The 19623-nt window shown below is 45.7% G+C and carries 12 protein-coding genes; 6 read left to right on the top strand and 6 right to left on the bottom strand.

Features of this window, described 5'->3' with window-relative positions; genetic code table 11:
- Positions 1-31 precede the first annotated feature (31 nt).
- The 6 genes from ACRD67_RS20130 to ACRD67_RS20155 all read right to left on the bottom strand — a co-directional run bounded on the left by ACRD67_RS20130 (position 32) and on the right by ACRD67_RS20155 (position 7340).
- Positions 32-529, bottom strand: a complete 498-nt coding sequence (locus ACRD67_RS20130) for a DUF4199 domain-containing protein (RefSeq protein WP_430969090.1) — start codon at positions 527-529, stop codon at positions 32-34.
- 175 nt (positions 530-704) lie between these two features.
- Entirely contained in the window at positions 705-1445 is a 741-nt protein-coding gene (locus tag ACRD67_RS20135) for a YybH family protein (RefSeq protein ID WP_430969091.1), read from the bottom strand.
- A gap of 247 nt (positions 1446-1692) precedes the next feature.
- Positions 1693-2439 (bottom strand): DUF2268 domain-containing putative Zn-dependent protease, encoded by a 747-nt coding sequence (locus ACRD67_RS20140; RefSeq protein WP_430969092.1) that lies wholly within the window; start codon positions 2437-2439, stop codon positions 1693-1695.
- A 274-nt stretch (positions 2440-2713) separates the two neighbouring features.
- A complete protein-coding gene (locus tag ACRD67_RS20145; protein WP_430969093.1) occupies positions 2714-4480 on the bottom strand; it encodes a PAS domain-containing hybrid sensor histidine kinase/response regulator in 1767 nt (588 codons plus the stop codon).
- Complete coding sequence (locus tag ACRD67_RS20150) at positions 4477-5604, bottom strand: FIST signal transduction protein (protein ID WP_430969094.1); 1128 nt, start codon at positions 5602-5604, stop codon at positions 4477-4479. Before ACRD67_RS20150 ends, ACRD67_RS20145 begins: the two co-directional genes overlap by 4 nt.
- A gap of 332 nt (positions 5605-5936) precedes the next feature.
- A complete protein-coding gene (locus ACRD67_RS20155) occupies positions 5937-7340 on the bottom strand; it encodes a Gfo/Idh/MocA family protein (protein WP_430969095.1) in 1404 nt (467 codons plus the stop codon).
- Between the two features lie 217 nt (positions 7341-7557).
- Here ACRD67_RS20155 and ACRD67_RS20160 point away from each other — a divergent pair, with 217 nt between their 5' ends.
- The 6 genes from ACRD67_RS20160 (at position 7558) to ACRD67_RS20185 (ending at position 19549) form a co-directional block, all read left to right on the top strand.
- On the top strand, positions 7558-8673 hold the full coding sequence (locus tag ACRD67_RS20160; RefSeq protein WP_430969096.1) for a hypothetical protein: 1116 nt from the start codon (positions 7558-7560) through the stop codon (positions 8671-8673).
- 122 nt (positions 8674-8795) lie between these two features.
- Positions 8796-10418 carry an alanine/glycine:cation symporter family protein gene (locus ACRD67_RS20165; protein WP_430969097.1) on the top strand — a complete coding sequence of 541 codons (1623 nt, stop codon included), beginning with the start codon at positions 8796-8798 and terminating at the stop codon, positions 10416-10418.
- Between the two features lie 217 nt (positions 10419-10635).
- Positions 10636-13386: a helix-turn-helix and ligand-binding sensor domain-containing protein gene (locus tag ACRD67_RS20170; protein WP_430969098.1), complete on the top strand. Its 2751-nt coding sequence runs from the start codon at positions 10636-10638 to the stop codon at positions 13384-13386.
- Between the two features lie 232 nt (positions 13387-13618).
- The gene (locus ACRD67_RS20175; protein WP_430969099.1) at positions 13619-16669 is read left to right on the top strand and encodes a SusC/RagA family TonB-linked outer membrane protein; all 3051 of its coding nucleotides are present in this window, start codon (positions 13619-13621) and stop codon (positions 16667-16669) included.
- Positions 16670-16712: 43 nt separating this feature from the next.
- Positions 16713-18152, top strand: coding sequence for a RagB/SusD family nutrient uptake outer membrane protein (locus tag ACRD67_RS20180; protein ID WP_430969100.1), 1440 nt, complete (start codon positions 16713-16715; stop codon positions 18150-18152).
- A gap of 8 nt (positions 18153-18160) precedes the next feature.
- Positions 18161-19549, top strand: a complete 1389-nt coding sequence (locus ACRD67_RS20185) for a glucoamylase family protein (RefSeq protein WP_430969101.1) — start codon at positions 18161-18163, stop codon at positions 19547-19549.
- Positions 19550-19623: the final 74 nt, after the last annotated feature.

Genomic DNA, 19623 nt, shown 5'->3' on the forward strand with positions numbered 1-19623 from the left:
AGCTTTTAAACCATAAAACCAGGTATCTAAGTTACCTTTTTCTGGTCATAAACCATACCAGTAACAGCGCTGTTATGATACCAAAAACCAATAGTTGTATAAATATGGTTATTGAAAATGCCCCCGGTTGTGACAAAATATCGACCAGTTTTAACGATTGTTCCACCTGATCTTCCGTTAAGGTGCCATTGTTGCCTATTTTTTCCATGTTCTCTTCCCTTATGATTTTTAGGAGCCCATCATCGATAAATTTATTATAGACATATACAAATAGGGAATAGATAGCACTGCCTATGATCACCACAATGGCACTAATGATGAAGCTGTTCTTAAAGTTGGCCATGCTGTTCCTTCTTTTGAACTGCCGTATGGCCAAAAAGACACCTATCGGCAGGGCGATATAAAAAATATAACCAAGTGGTGAACTGTGCGACACCTCGGCCAATCGGTAAAACAGGCCATAAACAAATAAAAATAATCCTAAATACAGTCCGTACCTCAGGGCGATCTGTCTTGCGCTTTTTTCCATGATTTTGATATTTTTTGAAGGGTGTTAAAGTGAGTAAATGAAACGTGCCTGTAATACGCTTACCAGTTCATATATGGTACGACCGGTCATTTTTCTATGGGGCAATTGCATACCGGGTTCGAAAAAGCCACTTCCAAATCGAAGACATAGGAACGAATAGCATAGTACGATATCACTACTTTCTATTGGCAATGATGGTACCTGTGGGTTGTACAAACTCGAGTAGGGCAATCTTGCCATTTTCTTCTTTGAACTTTACCGAGATACCCGGTGCGCTGTCAATGGAATAAACGTTTTTAGCGCTTTCGGTAAGGGTATGGTTTAACTGGCCCTCGAGAAAGATCATTAGCCGTTTTTTATCCTCCGATACCAATATTTTAAATACAGTGCCACCGGTGTAGTAATCACCGAGGTATTTTACCCATTCTTTGGGCACATCGGTGGTGTCCGAGGTAGCGTTTGGAGCTTTGTTTATTTTGTGCTTTATGGCATCGACAATACGCCATTTACCATCCGCTTCCTTTTCCCAAATTTCCATATAGGCGTTGGTTTCGGTGATTTTTTCACCTGCTCCTTTTGGTGTTAGGGTCGTAATGATCTTCCCTTTGTCGTATGCCATGTGGTGGTCAACGATCAAGGTATCAATTTCCAATTCATAGTGCACCTCATAATACTGGTGTACGCCTTTCACATTTTTCACTACCGCTTGTCGCTGGGCGGCGTCATAAAACCTATTTGAAAAAATATCGGCAAAACCTTCGCCATTTCCGGCGTTGAAATCTTTGACAAAGGTTTCAATTCTTTTTTCCAGTTCTTTTTTGGCTTGTGCGCGGTGTTTGTCCAGTTTGGATTGGCCATATCCTGTTGATGCCACTAACGATAGTATTAAAACAGCCACTATCCCTTTGTTTTTCATGATGCTACTTTTTGAATTATTGGAATACAAATCTAGCCTGTCAAAAGAAGCGAATCGACCAATCCTATAGGGGAAGACCTATTTTGCTTTGGAAAAGGACATCATTTGATAGTGGAAGAAAATAAAACTGTTGGAGCCAGTCGTTCGGCCTTCTATTTACATTTGGCGCCGCAATGTAAATTTGTATCCGCCCTTGGAGGACAAGCGGGTTGTAGCTGTAATTGGCACTGGTTGTTAGGTTAATTTTTTATTGGTCAAACGAACTCGCCGATTCGTTGAAAAGATCTGAAGGTTTCCTCGTCGGATTGGCAGCAATATAATCTTTTACTAATTTAAAACCGATGGAGTATCCCGTCCATCGTGGAACATCAGGACTTGTACCGAAAAACCATCTCGCATGATTGTAAGAGCTATCGTTCCAACTTTCCCCAGCGATGTCAATCCATTCCTCCAACGTACTTCCTGTAAGTGCTACGGACCAGATAGGTGGATCGATACCTGTAATTTCCATTGCGAAACAATCGGCCAAACCTTCCGAAACACTGGCTTCGAGCAAAGTTGAACCATAGCCGACCGTACGCCTACGTTTTGCGTGATGCATTTCGTGAGCCAATAGCGGACCGAGTTCAGTTGCAATGGACTGCGCCAGATTGGTAAAGTTTGGATCAATTGATAGTATGACCTCCCCTGCGTTTGGATTAAATCCACCGATCCCAATTTCTGGAATTGCATTAGATGGTGAAGCCTTTATCCGTATGTTCAGATTCTCGACCGACATTTTTTGGTTGACCAATGAAATAGTTTCCCGGATTACCGTTTCGATGGCATTTCTTTCGGGGTCGAGCTCGCCATTGTCTTCAAAGAAGAGACGGCTTTCGAAGGGTAGGGCTATCCCAGTTTCGGCACCTCCATTTTCCGTATCATCCCCCGAAGAACAACTTAAAACGGATAAATTGATAAACAAAATCACTGTAAGAAGAAAGATTTTTTTCATATTAGCGTAAAGGTTACGGCTATGATTCCATTGGAAAAATCCCTTGCAATCAATTATTATGTTGTTCACACCTCTAAACTAATGGATTTTTGATGGTTATAAAAGTATTTGTGGCCACAAGGACGTTTCTTCGGCCTCCATTCCTTAAAGTATGCGCCAATCCTCCAACGCGATTGATGATGATACTGCCTATCTATTAATAAACAACAGGAGACTTTATCTTTCCCGGTATGGGGAGCGAGGAGCTGGTGAATCTGGTGGTATAAATGAAGTCCTACGCTACCCGTTCTTGCTGGGCTATTTTGGCCAGGGTCTTATAAAGTCCTGCCGGATCAAAAGGTTTACAGATAAGACCGTCCATTCCGTATTCCTTGATCTCATCTTTGATGTCTACACCAGTAGAGGCGGACAGGGCATATATGGGGACCACCTTGTTCAAGGGATTGTGGGAATCCCTGATCGATTTACAGGACTCAAATCCGTTCATGACCGGCATCTGCAGGTCCATCAAAATCATGTCATAGCAGTTGGCCGTCGCCATTTTTAGGCCAATTAAGCCGTTTTCCGCAATATCAAAATCAATTTTCCATCTGGTGAACAGTTTTTTGATGACCATGATATTCAATTTGTTGTCCTCTACCACAAGGATTTTAATGCCCCCTAGACCTTTTTGGTCCTGAATATTGGAATAATTGACAATATCTTCCTCTTCTTCCTGAAAATCGGTTAAATGGCTCTTTTGCAAATTCAGATAAAAGGTAAAACTGGATCCCTTTCCAATTTCGCTCTCCAAACTTATAGCACTGCCCATGATTTCCAACAGCTGTTTGCAAATGGCCAATCCCAATCCGGTACCGCCATATTTTCTCGTGGTATCGGTATTGGCCTGGGCAAAAGATTGGAAAATCTGCCCCTGCTTGTCCGCTGGGATACCAATTCCGGTATCCTTCACCTCAAATCGTAAAAGATGGGTGTCATCGGTTTCATCGGCCATTTCAATGTCCAATATTACACGTCCTTCTTCCGTAAATTTTATGGCATTGTTGATAAGGTTGGTCAGTATTTGGGAGATCCGGGTACTGTCCCCGACCAATATTTTTGGTATGGAATTGTCCTTCTTTATGACGAAGGTGATGTCTTTTTTCTTTGCCTTGTTGTGGAAAATACTTTGTAGTCCGTTGAGTACCTGCTCCAGGCTAAAGTCGGCCTCCTCCAATTGAAGGGAACCGGAAGCTATTTTGTTGAAATCCAAAATATCGTTCACCAGGCCCAAAAGGTGTTCCGATGAATATTTAAGGGCCTGAAGGTTCTCCAATTGCTCCTTTTTGGGATCTTCCATAAGCAAGAGGTGGCTTACGCCAATTACGGCATTTAAGGGCGTCCTTATTTCGTGGGACATGGTGGATAGAAAATCGTCCTTGGCCTTGTTGGCCTTGGTCTCCTTTTCTTTTGCTTGGATCAGGGCGTATTCGGTCTCCTTTAAATCGGAGATGTCCACCAAGGTACCAATATAGCCCTCCGCTTTGCCCTTGTCCGATTTAACGGCCTTCAAGGAAAAGTCGAACCACTTGATCTGGCGATCGGGCATTAAACATTTAACGCGCTTGCTGAAGGGCTTAAAATTGGGGTCGTTCAGGTTGATCAGTTTCTTTAGTGGCTTACCATGTTCATCCCTAAGGAATTCATAGTAGGGCCTTCCCAGGTTATCGGCCACCTTAAGGCCCGTAAGTGTTTCCCAGGCAGGGTTCAGATAGGACCATTTTCCGCCTAGGTCCATTTCGAAAATAACATCTTTGATATTCCCGGCAATCTTTGACAGTTGACCCGTGATCAACTCCACATTGTTCTTCAATTGCTGGTTGGCTTCATATAATTCCACCGAGCTTTTTTCCAAAATGGTCTCCATATGGGACAGGTCGTTATCAAAGGCGGTATAGGCCTGGTTTACCTGCTCCAAAAAAGGTTCCAACTGAAGCCGGGTCCCCGGATCGATGTCTACCTTTTTAAGTTGCCTCTTTAAAAGCCTGTGCAATTTGTTCATTCCGAAAAAGTTGTAATGGTCATGGTCTGGTTATGCAGGGAACAAGGAGAGAACTTGTCAAAAGGGGCAATTTCCCCGTAGGAATAGAAGCCCGTGGTATGGACCCCGTCCCCGAGCACCTCGTTAACGGCTTCCACTTCTTCCTCCACCAGCTGTTTCATCACCAAGCGTCGGCCCACACAACTGATCAAGAAGGCCAATTGATGCTGATATTCGGTTTTGTCCGTAGTAACCAGGGCCGATTGTCCCGCCCCATCGATGATTCTATCAATGTTGGCTTTCATTAGTCTAACATAGGATCCCTGGGGAATATTCCCGGCAAATGTCAGGCTGTTTTCGGCCTCATCGACCGAAAGGATGGTTCTTACTACGGGAATCTTGTTGTTTTCGTCCCGCATGCTCAATGGAAATAGCAGTCCTGAGCTGGGCAAGTCCTTGGCCTTATCGCCCAAAAAGGATTTATAAAGTTCCAATGCGGGCTGACCGTCCAATTCGTAAAGCACATTGTTATGGGACTTCGTCACCAAGCGCTCAATACCAAAACTGTCCCATCCTCCCTTAGATCCGAACCCAATCTTTAAATCCGGACCATAAAGCCCCAGGGCGACAATTTTTTTGGATTGTACTTCACCATTATGGATGACAAAAGTATTTTCAAAATTCGCTCCATCTCCTGCCAAACCCCCAGTAATGCTTATGGATTTGTCGATTTTGGAGTGGAGGCCCTTCACCAGTTCGGCACCGTTTACATTAAGACCATCACTCAAAATAAATATATGGCGTAGGTCCTTATCTATCAGATTCTCGCTAATCTCGTTTCCTGCGCCAAAACAGTCCAGGTCATAGGTGGTGAGGTCAATGTCCGTTGTCCTTAAAGTGGTTTTATCAAACTTTACCGCGGTTAGGGTAATGGTGGAATCCAACACCTCGTTTCCCATAATTTCACCAGCGGTGGAACAACCTATGGAAATGGTATTTTCAAACTTTTCATTTAGTCTTTTTACGAACTCCCGGGTCTCCGGAAAAGTGGGGGAAGCAAAAAGGAAAAAAACTTCTGGGGCAAACGGAATTTCAATTTGATCTACGTCATCAAGCGCAACGATCTTGTGCTGGTATATTTTCATGGGATAATGATTTAAAGAATTTTCTTACAAATCAGTAACGCAGCATTTTTGAAAAAAGTATTTAAGTGTTTATAACATGGATAGGATTTTGGTCCCCTACGATTTGCCGATTATCACATCGCAGTACGATACAAGGGACTGAAGAAAAAATGAAACGGCCCATGGCGGGCCTCATATAAGGGAAACTTGTGGTGCTACGGATGGACCCGGGCCCATTTCCCTGTCACGGGGCGAAATCAAAAAGTGCAGGACGCAAGATTTGGGTAGGGAAAACTTCCATAATCTTGTAATGCGCCTCTTTTTTGTCTAGACCTATTTGGGATACTTTGGGCTTACACCAGTTTCATCGCCTTTGGATCCCATTGAACGGCCTTACTCTGATAATAGCTTTCATTGGCCAATAGCGCGGCTCCCGCAGCCCGCAGTCCAAAGGTAGGATCTTGCACCACGGTGTTCTTTCCCCGTACGCCTTGAAAGAAATTATAAAAATGGTCGTAATGGTCGCCTTTGTAACCCCTTGGGGCCTCAAAAGTGGTTTCCCCGAGTTTGAGGATCTCCTCCCTGCTTTCCAAATTTTTGGCGGCATAACCGTCACGTATCTTTTGCTGGGTTTCCTCGGTATAGGCGACCAGGGAATACCCGCCAGGCGTTTTCCCCAGTTTGGAACGCTTCAGTGTTACCGAATTGGCACTCACCTGCATTTCCCCTTCCGTACCTATAAGTCTAAAACCGCCACCACCGCCTGAACCGGCAATGAAATTCACGCGAAAGGACGCGTTAAAGGCAGCATGTGTCTTGGATTCCGGATAATCGTAAAAGGTGAGGGTAACATCGGGAACGTCGCGCCCATCCTTCCAATAACGCAGTCCACCCGTGGATAGGGCCCTATTGGGTCCTTGTGAGCTCAAAATAAAATTCAGGGTAGAAAACGCATGTACAAACAAATCGCCCGCAACACCGGTGCCATAGTCCCTATAATTCCGCCACCTAAAGAATCGCGTGGCGTCATAGGGCACTTTGGGCGCATTTCCTAAAAACGTATCGAAATCTACCGTATCCGGATGGGCGTCCGGGGGAATGGGATACTGCCAGGCCCCTTCCGAGGAATACCGATCGTTGTACATATCCAGCATCACCATTTCTCCGATGGCGCCTTCCTCATATAACTGTTTGGCCTTTTCATTACCCAGGGACGACATCCCCTGGCTTCCAACTTGGCAGATTTTGCCGGTCTCTTTCTGGACTTTGATAATCTCATGGCCTTCATCAAAATGTTGTACCATGGGTTTTTCACAATAGACGGCCTTCCCTGCTTTTAAGGCCTCAATAGTGATTTTCTTATGCCAATGGTCCGGAGTAGCCACGATTACGGCATCAATGTCCTTTCGTTCCAAGATCTTGCGATAATCCCGTGTTACAAAAAGCTGTGCCCCCCAGAGTTCCTTGGCCCGATCCAGTCGCCCGGTATAGAGATCACAGGCAGCAACCAGTTGTACCCCGGCTACTTTAAGGGCAGCGGTGGTATCGTATATGCCTTGGATACCGGAACCGATCAAAGCAAGGTTGATCTGGTCATTGGCACTAAATTTTTCGACTTCGTAAGATCGCTCCAACCACAACCGCTGTTTTTGTGATGGGGAGGAAAATACATAGGGTGCAGCGGTCACCAGGGCCGAGCCCATGGTCAGTTTTTTGATAAAAGATCGTCTGTTTTTGCCTTTGTCGGTATTTTTCATGGTGTTCTGTGGATTGTGATGAAACGTTCTTGTAATGTACTCTTTTTTGGAGCTTAGGTCAAGTATTCCCGCCCTGTAGAAAAAAATGGATAAGTAAAAGATCAAAAAGTATAACAATGCTTCCGCAAATCATGCCCTACGCTGGCAAAACCATTTACGATCAGGAAGTACTCCGGCCATTTTGGCTATATTTGGACTACCTTGGTACTTCAAAGTCATGTCTATTAGTTTTCTTTTGCATACCAATGCCACCCAGGATGTGCTCTCCTTTTATGGATGGTGGCAGTTCGCCGTATGCTTGTTCGGCTTTCTGGCGCTGATTGCCATCTGGTGGCATATCGGAAAACGGCAAAACGACTTTGGACAGGTGTGGTTGGCATTGTCCGTGCTGTGCTGGAGCATATCGGGGGCGTTAGAGGTATATTTTGTACATATTCAACTGGAGACGAGCATCCTGATAGATGGCTGGCGGAGCATATTGTCCCTTTTCAACAGCCTGTTTATCCTATTGGCACTGCCTTGGTTCCGGTATTTGCCCAGGCCCATAGGACATATCATAAAATCGAATTATTGGATTTATATCGTGGGATTGCCCTTCCTTTTTTCGCTATTGCCCACCATCAACAAAATGATTTCTGGAAAGGTCTTGGGCATTATTAACGAATTGGATGTCTATTACGCGGTCCTCACCCTGGGATTTTTGGGCTATGTACTCTGGGAATCCTTTGCAAAGCGCAGGTTAAAGGCGCTGGCGTGGCTGTCCCTGAGCTGTATTTTGGTTACTTTGATCGCCCAAGGCTACAAACTGACCGATTCATCCGTTAACCTTACGCTCTTCTCGGCAATCTTTAAGACTTCGCTCATCATGTTGTTTTTTGCCCTGGCACTTAGTTGGGTAAAGGAGCTCGCCGAAAACGTAATTCCAAAACCACAACATTTTCACATCGGTTTTCAAAAGCAAAAAAACACAAAGGGAAAACGGGAGCAGCTTGTATTGTTAAGGGGATTTCCAGGCGACAGGGTCCGCAAAGTGGCCCTTACACCGGCGTTGTACGAACTACTGCTGAAATTTGCGCAACGTAGGAAGGAGGGTTCGGACGATTGGCTCGAGATCAAGCCAAAGGGCCCTATGTTTTCGGGAAAAAATTTCGACATCAATGACTATAATGAAATAAAGCGTTTGCTCATTGCCCTGTTGGATGGGATTTTTGGAAAGGAGAACTGGACCCGGGACCATCATCTAAAACCCTTGAAAAACACCCTTTTTGAGATGTCGGAAAAGCGCGAGCGAAAAATTCGTTTGGCCGTACCGCCCCATAATATTTCCCTGTAAAATAGGCCGCCCCATCGTTTTTGTCAGAATAGGGTTTACCGACATTTTTAACTTTTTTCTGACTTCAAACCCCAAGGAAGATTATTAACTGCAATTTGCCCTCAAATCATAAACCGACCACGATGAATTTGAGGCAAAAACAATTGATGGCCCTTATGGGCTTTATCCTATTTCCTTTTTTGATCCAGGCACAGACCAAAGGATTGGACGAACGTATAAATGATGCCTTTATGCCTTTTGCCATTTGGTGGGAAAAACTGATTTTCACCGAAATTCCCCTCTTCGGTTTTAGCATCCCCCTGGTCCTGATCTTACTGCTTTCGGGAGCACTTTTTTTTACGATCTATTTTGGTTTTGTCAACCTACGGCATTTTCTCACGGCCATCCAGGTGGTCAGGGGCAAATATGATGCATTGGAAACCCTGGGACCTCCCGGGCTAAAGCATGTTCATGCCGTGGATGGTGATATTGTGGATACCATACGGGATGAAGGCCATCATGGGGAGGTTAATCACTTTCAGGCCCTTGCCACTGCCGTTTCGGGTACAGTAGGCTTGGGCAATATTGCCATGGTAGCCGTGGCGATTTCCATTGGCGGGCCGGGGGCCACTTTTTGGATGATTGTGGCCGGCCTCTTGGGCATGTCGTCCAAATTCGTGGAATGCACCTTGGGGGTGAAGTACAGGGACATAGACGAAGGGGGAAACGTTTATGGGGGTCCTATGTACTATTTATCCCGAGGACTAAAGGAGCGAGGCTTTCAAAAACTGGGCAAGGTGTTGGCCGCGGTTTTTGCCATTTTATGCGTGGGGGCTTCCTTTGGTGGTGGAAACGCGTTCCAGACCAATCAGGCCGCTGCCCAAATCATAGAGCGATTCGATTTACACGGTGCAGCCTCCGGAAGCATTGTGGGTATTGTGTTTGCCATTTTCGTGGGCATCGTTATTATCGGAGGTATTAAACGCATTGCCAAGGTCACCGAAAAGGTGGTCCCCTTTATGGCTGCCCTATATGTGGCTGCCGCCCTCTTCATTATCTTTTCGAATATCAGCTATGTGGACAATGCTTTTTCCTTGATTTTCAGTGAAGCCTTTACACCGCGGGCCACCATCACCGGGGGATTTATAGGGGTTATGATTCAAGGATTTCGACGTGCCGCATTCTCCAATGAAGCGGGGGCTGGCTCTGCCGCCATAGCACATGCTGCCGTCAATACCAGATTTGCGGCCTCGGAAGGCTTGGTAGGCTTATTGGAGCCGTTCATTGATACCGTGGTAATCTGCACCATGACGGCGGTTGTTATCATTATGTTCAATATGGACGGTGCTTTTGCCTATGGCGACGTAGTCAACGGCCAGGCGCTAATGGCAGACGGTACCAGGGTAGGGGGCGTTAATTTAACTTCCCTGGCTTTTGACGGGGCCATTCCCGGTTCCTCCTATGTTTTGGTTTTGGCCGTGGTACTCTTCGCCTTTTCAACCATTTTATCATGGTCCTATTATGGACTGCAGTCGTGGAAATACTTATTTGGAAGGAGCAGGTCCATGGACCTCACGTATAAATGTATTTTCTTGCTTTTTACGATTCTTGGAGCGGCCATCACCCTGGATGCTGTCATCAAGTTTTCCGATTCCATGATATTGGCCCTGGTCTTTCCGAACATTATAGGCCTGTTCTTTTTGTTTCCCAAGGTACGGGAGGAATTGCACCGCTACCTCAAAGCCATAAGGGCTCCCAAGACCTAGTAGCGTCCAATTCCCGTAGAAGATGAAAGCAGTCCCCAAGGGACCTCTACGGAGATCCACAGTGCATGATGTATAAATGATGTAGGGTGCTACTGCAGTTATGAACCCAATAAATAGTAATTTGGCTTGTTGTATAAAACGTCCCGAAGGACTTTATTTGTGAATCGGTTAAGGAGGGATGCTTTGTTAAACTCCCGAAAATTTTATCTGGAACGGTATGAAAAGGGCCCTGTACTTTCTTTTTTTTCTTTCTTTGTTTCCCTTTACCGCAATGGGCCAGAATGTAGTGCCCCCAGTATACAACTATAAGATTTTTGAGTATAAAGGAGCCAGTAAGAATTGGGGACTGACCGTGAACGCAGAGGGGGAACTTTTTGTGGCCAACCATATGGGGCTGCTCTATTTTAACGGGGAACAATGGAGCCTGAACAAACTGCCCAACAAAACAATCATCCGTTCCGTGGCCTGCGTAGGCGATAAAATATATACTGGATCCTACGAAGAGTTCGGGTTTTGGAAAAAAAACGATTTTGGATTGTTGGAGTATACCTCGCTTACCCATTTGATCAGCGGGCATACCTTCACCAGCGAGGAGTTTTGGGAGATTGTACCTTTTAAAAATTCCATTTTACTTCGAACCTTCTCCTCTATCTATATCTATGAGGACAATACGGTAACAGTGGTAGATCCTTATTCGATCATGACAGATATCATCATCAAGGACGAAAGGGTGATCATTGGAGGCGGAAGCGATGGCCTGTTTGAGTTGATTGATAAAAAACTGGTACCTCTTAACAACCAAGACCTACTGCGTGGTAAGACTATTACCGATATGACTTTTCTGGGCAATGACCTCCTTATTGGTACAAAACTAAACGGCTGTTATATTTTTAAAGGGGACCGACTTTCTCCCTGGGACACGAAGCTCAATACCGAATTGAAGCAGCAGCAACTTAACAAAATGATTAAGCTCGATACGGGCAAGATCGCTTTCGGAACCATCAAAAATGGCGTTTACTTTTATGATGAGGCCAGTGGGGAAGTGGATAACCTGAACAAAAAAACCGGACTTCAAAACAACACCGTCCTTTCCATGGGGCAGTTTAGGGAACAGCTGTGGGTGGGACTCGACAATGGAATAGATAGGATCAAGTTAAACCATCCCATTACCTACTTCACTGATTTTTCGGGAGTCTTGGGAACGGTCTACGATATTGCCTTCCACGAGGGACTCTTGTACCTGGGCAGCAATACCGGTATTTATTATTTTGAGGACGATGAGTTAAGGTTTGTGAATGGTTCCCAGGGCCATGTATGGGACCTGGAGGTCGTAGATGGCGACCTGTTATGTGGGCATAATACCGGGACCTATAGGATAGAAGAGGGCGAATTACAAAGAATCTCCACGATAGCGGGGGGGTATGAAATTGCCAAGGTTCCGGAGCAGGGCGAGACCCATGTGCAGGGCACGTATAGCGGACTGGCCAAATACAAAAAGGAAAAGGATGGGTCCTGGAACGTGGAGCGGGTGCGTGGAATAGATTTCCCCGTAAAGCAATTGTGCTTTGAAGACCCTTCTACCATTTGGGTGGCCCATCCATACAAAGGATTCCATAGGATAAAAATCGATGGCCGATACAACAACATACTGGACACCAAGGAGTTTGATCAGTCCGTGATTCCCAATAATTATAATATTAAACTATTTAATATCAAGAACCAGATCGTTTTTTGCAGCGAGGGCGTATGGTATAAATATGATCCAATTTTGGATAGTATCCTTCCCTTTAGGGAATTTGATCCCTACAAAAACATGCAGCTCATCTATCATGACGATTATTTCTGGTTTGTGGACAATGAAGGCACCAAGGAAATCATCTATACCGATTTTAAAAACGACAGTCTGGTCATTGCAGATCCCCAGTTGAGGCAGCGCTTGGTTCCGGAATCGCAGAATATCATCAAATCCAATGATTCCACCTTTTTCTTTACCCTTGGCGACGGTTTTGGAAAAATAGAGTTGTATAAACTGCGGAAGCAACTGCAGCATTTTGTTCTGCCAACACCAAAACTCAGTGCTTTCATGGATGAGAAGAAACCTTATCCCTTACAGGCCTCTTCCATAGAAATTCCTTTCAAGGACGCACAGGAAGTAACCATCAAAGTTGCTTCACCAGCACTTATAGAGCCCCGTTATTACTATGAATTGATAGGGTCCGAAACCTATTCCTCTTACGTCGACAGCGGGACCATTAGTTTTCAGAACCTGCCCTATGGGGATTACCAACTCAAGGTGTCCACGGTGAGTATGGATAACAACACTTCCGTTCCAAATACCATAAACTTTAGTATAGCCAGCCCTTGGTATCTGTCCAAACCCAGTATGGCCCTGTACTTGGCCATGGTTATAGGGGGAATTGCCCTGGTTCGGGGATACAACAGGAGAAAGCTCGGTAGAAAAGAACAGGAGCTTATGGAGGAGATGGAAAAGGAGCACGAAAAAAGATTGGCAGAACTGGAAAAGGAAAAATTGGCCAAGGAGATCAAACAAAAACAGAAAGAGCTGGCGGGAACCACCTTGAATATTGCAAAAAAGAACGAGATGTTGCTCGAACTCAAAAATATGCTCGTACTCAACAAGGACAAGTTTTCCAATTCGCAGCGGTACCGCTCCTTTGTCAAAAGATTGGACAATTCGGTTAAGGACAAGGAGGACTGGAAAAGGTTCGAGCTCAATTTTAAGGAGCTGCACGAAGACTTTTTCGAAAGACTCTTAAGGGAATATCCCAGACTTACCCCCAAGGACCTAAAGCTGTGCGCCTATCTTAAAATGAACCTTTCCACCAAAGAGATCGCCCCCTTGATGGCCATTACGATACGGGGCGTGGAAATTCATCGCTACAGGCTCCGAAAAAAACTTAAGATAGACAGTTCCGAGAACCTTTCCAATTTCCTAATAACCTTTTAGGACGTCCCATACCTTAGGATAGCTTTAAGATTTCCCTTTATCGACTACATCATTACCGCATCACAATGTTAAATTTTTAGATTTCTTTACAGACTTCGCTACTGCAAAACCCGTAATCATATGGCTTACCACCGCATATTTCGCTGATGTATTTTTTATGTAGCAGCTGTACCCGGTATGGCGGGCCCACTTTGGTAATTTAGCAATAATCTAACTCAATTATTAAACTATTATGAAAATTAGAACTTCATTAGTATTAATCTTATTGGTATTGTTCGGGTTTACCACTTGGGCCCAAAATACAATAAGGGTATCGGGAAGTGTTTCCGATGACCAAGGACAACCCTTACCGGGGGCCAGTGTCATCATTGAAGGCACTACGACAGGTACGCAGACCGATTTTGATGGGAATTTTGTCCTAGAGAACGTTCCCGGAAATGGCACTTTGGTCATCAGCTATATCGGTTTTGTTACGCAAACGGTACAGATAAACGGAAGGAGTACCATTACGGTGGCCCTGGCTACGGATACCCAGGCTTTGGCCGAGGTGGTCGTTATAGGGTATGGTACCCAACGCAAGGAGGACATTACCGGTTCCATCGAGGTCGTTACCGGCGAACAAATTTCCAGACAACCCAATGCCAATCCCTTAAGCTCCGTACAGGGTAGGGTGGCAGGAGTTACCATCAACAATTCCGGACGCCCTGGAGAAGCACCTAACGTACGGATCAGAGGAATAGGAAGTGTTAGTAACGCCGATATCCTTTATGTGGTGGATGGGGTGCTTACTAATGATATACAGTACCTAAACCCAGCGGATATTGAAAGTATGAGTGTCTTGAAGGATGCCTCAAGTTCTGCCATTTATGGGATACGCGCGGCAAACGGGGTCATTGTGATCAAGACCAAAAAAGGCAAAGCAGGAACAGAGGAAGTATCCTTTTCTTACGATGGCTTTATCGGCTTTCAGCGGGTTACCAATGTGCCCGATTTGGTCAATGCCAGCCAGTATGTGGAACTCTTCAATGAAAAACAGGCCTTTGAGGGCTCTGACACCAGGATTAGTGTCGCCGATTTTGATGGGGACACGGATTGGTTCGACGAAATATTGCGGAGCGCACCGCTGACCACTTCGCACAATGTATCCATAACAGGGTCTTCGGCGAAAACAAGATATTATGTTGGTGTGGGCTACTTTGGACAGGAAGGGATTTTGGATGCGGGAAACAATATCAACTCCGGTGACGATTTTAGAAGATTGACGGGGAGGATAGGTCTGGACATCGACCTGAGTAAATACGTTACCATAGGCGGTTCTGTGGCCTATACGGATACCCAAAACAACTTGGCCAATGAGCCCTTTTATCAGGCCTTTATAGCGCCTCCTTTGTTCAACGCTTTCAATGCGGACGGTTCGTACGGCTCAGCCGAGGCGGTAGGAAATTTTGGTAATCCAAGGGCCACGCTCGACTTCTTCCGGGGAAAGGCCAAAGGAAATAGGGTGCTGTCCAATATCTATACGGAAATCAGCCCCATTGAGGAATTGAAGGTCCGTGTTAGTTTTTCCGGGGATTTTTCCTCGAGCAGAAATTTCAGATATACGCCAGAATTTCGGGTAAACGACGCGCAGCAATCTCCTGTCAGTAGGTTGGAAAGAAATCAATTTGAAAATGACAACTGGCTTTGGGAAAATACGGTAACCTGGCAAAAGGCCATTGGAAAGCACGATATTACCCTACTAGGAGGTTTCTCCCAAGAAGAGCGGATCTCCTTTAGATTGCAGGGGTTTGCCAACGAGGTGGATTTCAACGGGGATGATGCGGTCTTGTTTTTGGACCTTGGAAATGCAGATACCGAGGAGGTCAATGATCAAGGCTCAAAAATTAGGTTCCAATCGCTCTTTGGAAGGTTACAGTACAAGTTTGACAACAAATACCTATTGAATGCAACGATCAGGAGAGATGGCTCATCGAGCTTCCCATCGGAGAACAATACCGAAGTCTTTCCCTCTGTTGGTGTGGGTTGGGTAATAAACAACGAAGCCTTTATGGAAAATTCAGGCATTACCACGCTAAAGTTAAAAGCCAGCTGGGGCCAGTTGGGGAATGCCAATGTACCTAGGGGTTTTGACGTCACCGCAACAGACCCGACAGTTACCTTCTTTGGCGGTCAGGCAGCACCCAGCAGATCCATCAGCGAGTTTTCGGATCCCAGTATTTTCTGGGAAATTGTGGAGGAGTACGATGTAGGACTGGAGTTTGGATTGCTCGATAACAGGCTTACTGGGGAGGTCAATTATTACAACAGGGAAACACAAGATGCCGTATTCCGCATCTCCCAATTGGCATCTTCAGGGGCTACCAATGCCCAACTACTGACCAATTCAGGTAGCTTTGAGAATACCGGGGTGGAGGTTTCCCTTAATTGGGCCGATGATATCTCCGACGATTTTCAATACAGCGTCTATGGAAATTTGACCACCATCAGCAACGAGATTACCGAAATTCTGGGAGCCTCATTCCTGAACACCGGCGATGCTTTGTTTGGCAACCCGATCATTCGTCTCGAGGAAGGCGCCGAGGTAGGCTCATACTATGGTTTTGTTACCGATGGGGTAATAGAAACAGAGGCCGAGGCAACCGCCTTGGGATCCAGGGTAGGAGCCTTCAGATTTCAAGATCGAAACGGTGATGGCCTTATCGGAGAGGATGACAAGACGTTTCTTGGCAGCCCCATTCCCGAATTCACGTACGGATTTGGATTTGGACTCAATTATAAAAACATGGACTTCGCCATGGATTTCCAAGGAGTAGCCGGAAATGAGATTTACAATTTTAACAGGAATTCCAGATTTGGAAATGAAAGTTGGGATTTGGATTTTTATGAAAATCGATGGACTCCGGGAAGCAACGTAACCGACTATCCGGCACCCAACTCGGATCAAAATTCCTCAAGACCCAGTAATTTCTATGTGGAAAAAGGGGATTATTTTAGAATACGGAACATACAATTGGGCTATACCCTGCCTGATACCATCTTTGGTGATAAAGCCCTTTGGAAAAGCCTGCGCATTTATTTTAATGCACAGAATCCATTGACCATCTTTAGCTACAATGGCTTTTCCCCCGAAATTAATGGCGGTGGTGTTAGTTTCAACCGCGATGCAAATAGCTTCATCGGAGATAATAACAACCCCGAGCGTATTGTGGTCAATGCGGGTATCGATAATAACGTATATCCCTTGTCGGCCACTTATAATTTAGGGGTAAGCTTAAAATTTTAAAACCTAACTCGCTCCTGTTTTACAGGAGCATAAAATGACACCTATGAAAAAAGTAATCACACTAATATGTTCTTGCGTGGCCCTTTTGGCCTGCGAAGAAGATTTTTTGGAAATTCCTTTGGAGGATGCTACGCCGGCAGAGGAGTTTTTTGTGACCCAGGAACACGCCCTTGAGGCTGTAAATCAGATGTATGCCTATCAGATAGAATGGTTTACCTCAGGATTTCCATACACGGGGGTGCTGCAAATTCCCTCTGATGATTCGGACAAGGGAAGCAACCCGGGAGATGCTGCCTTTCTGAACGATTTTAACAATTTTACCTTTAATTCTTCCGCCTTCCTATTTGATAATTACTGGACCGGACAGTTTAGGGGCATCAACTATGCCAATCAAGTCCTGGCCAATGTACCTAACATTTCCATGGATGAAAGCCTTAAAACGAGGTTGTTGGCCGAAGCAAGATTCTTTAGGGGTTATCACTATTTTAATTTGGTAAGAGCCTTCGGTGGGGTTCCCCTTTATGAGACCTTGCCCGAGGACGGTATTTACAACATTCCAAGAAATTCTGCCGATGAGGTATATGCGCTGGTCATAGCCGACTTAACGCAAGCTGCGGAAGGTTTGCCCGTGTCCTATAGTGGCGCGGATGTCGGCAGGGCCACACAAGGAGCTGCAAAGGGCTTTTTGGCAAAGGCCTATATGTATCGGGGCGACTGGGCGCAGGTATTGTCGCTCACCGAAGAAGTAAAGGGTCTGGGGTATGATCTGTTTCCGGATTACTATCAATTTTTCCGTCCCCAGAACGAATACAATATAGAATCCATCTTTGAAGTGCAGTCCACCGCGGATGGAAACTGTCAGGCCGATTCCCAATACGGTCAACATCAAGGGGTAAGGGGACAGTTTGGTTGGGGCTTCAACTCACCTTCCGAAGATTTGGTCAATGCCTACGAGCCTGGAGATCTTCGCATGGACGCCACCATACTTTTTGTGGGCGAAACTACCCCCGAAGGCGATTTGATCACCGCCGGGAACAATCCGGACAATCCTATTCGGTATAATCAAAAAACGTACATTCCTGAAGTTGACCATAGAAGAAACAACTGCAGGCAAAATGCGGATGCCAATTTGAAAATTTTACGTTTTGCCGATATTTTATTGATGAATGCGGAAGCCAACAACGAACAGGGCAACGCTGCGGCTGCCCTGCAAAGTCTTAATCGGATCAGAACCCGAGCCGGACTTGCAGATTCCAACACCACGGATCAAGCCGCATTGCGCATGGAGATATGGAGGGAAAGACGTGTGGAACTCGCTTTGGAAGGCGATCGTTTTTTGGATTTGGTACGGCAAGGTAGGGCCGGCGAAGTGCTACGTGCCCATGGTACACAGTTTACGGATGGTGTGCACGAACTATTTCCCATACCTGCAAACCAAATTTCATTGAGCAACGGCGTTCTAGAACAAAATCCAGGATATTAAAACGATATATGAAGGAGTTAGTTAAGTTAGGTTTGAGTTTAGTTTTGTTGGCTGTTGCACCCTTAGTAGCGGGGTGCAATGGCCCTAAAACTACCAAGACCGAAGATACAGTGGTATCCGAGGAAACCACGGATCCCAATACCATGTCGCTTACCGATGAGGAACTTATGGACAAAGTACAGCGGCAAACCTTCGATTATTTTTGGGACGGGGCAGAACCCGTATCGGGCTTGGCCCGAGAACGTATCCATCTGGATGACATCTACCCCTCTAACGATAGGGATGTCATAACCACCGGCGGTTCGGGCTTTGGACTTATGGCCATTTTGGTAGGCGTAGAACGGGGCTTTATTACGCGAGATCAGGCCCTGGAACGCTATGAACGAATCATGGATTACCTGGCCAAGGCAGATCGGTTCCATGGCGCGTGGCCCCATTGGTTGCACGGCCCCACCGGAAAGACCAAACCGTTCAGTACCAAGGACGATGGCGGGGATTTGGTGGAAACCGCCTTTTTGATTCAAGGACTACTCACCGTACATGAATATTTTAAGGAAGGCAATGCCAGGGAAAAACTACTAACGGAAAACATTCAAAAACTTTGGGAAGAAGTAGAGTGGGACTGGTACACCAAAGGGGGCGAAGAGGTGCTGTATTGGCACTGGAGCCCCAACTATGCCTGGGAGATGGATTTTCCCGTAGGGGGGTACAACGAAGCCCTCATTATGTACATTTTGGCAGCGGCATCACCAACGCATGCCATAGAAAAAGAAGTGTACGAGAAAGGATGGGCCCGGAGCGGGAGTATAACACAGGATACGGACCTTTATGGCTTGAGGACCGTATTGGACCATTATGAAAACGATAGTTCCCCTGTAGGCCCGCTCTTTTGGGCCCATTATTCCTACTTGGGCCTGGATCCCAACGGACTTAACGATCAATTTGGGGATTATTGGAAACTCAATACCAATCATGCCCTTATCCACTACAAACATGCCCTGGAGAATCCTATGGGCTACCAAGGGTATGGGGAAAACATGTGGGGATTTACCTCTAGCTATTCCATGAAAGGATATTCGGCCCATCGTCCGGATAGGGATTTGGGGGTTATATCGCCCACGGCTGCCCTTTCCTCCACGCCCTATACACCGGAACAGAGCCTTAGGTTCCTTAGGCATATGTACGAAGAGCAGGACAGCCTCATTGGAAAATACGGGCCTTACGATGCTTTTAGCTTTACCCACAATTGGTATTTACCTCGATATTTGGCCATTGATCAAGGCCCTATCCCCGTGATGATCGAAAACCACAGGAGCGGTCTGCTTTGGAAATTGTTCATGCAAAATGAAGAAGTCCGCGCGGGATTGGAGAAATTGGGATTTCAATATGACCTATGATTACTCGTATTTGCCGAAACAATTTCTAAATGTCCCATGGACAAGGACAGCGCAATAATAAATCCAAAATCTTA

Origin of the sequence: Eudoraea algarum, from assembly GCF_050589645.1 — a bacterium.
Classification (GTDB): Bacteria; Bacteroidota; Bacteroidia; order Flavobacteriales; family Flavobacteriaceae; genus JBNGOQ01.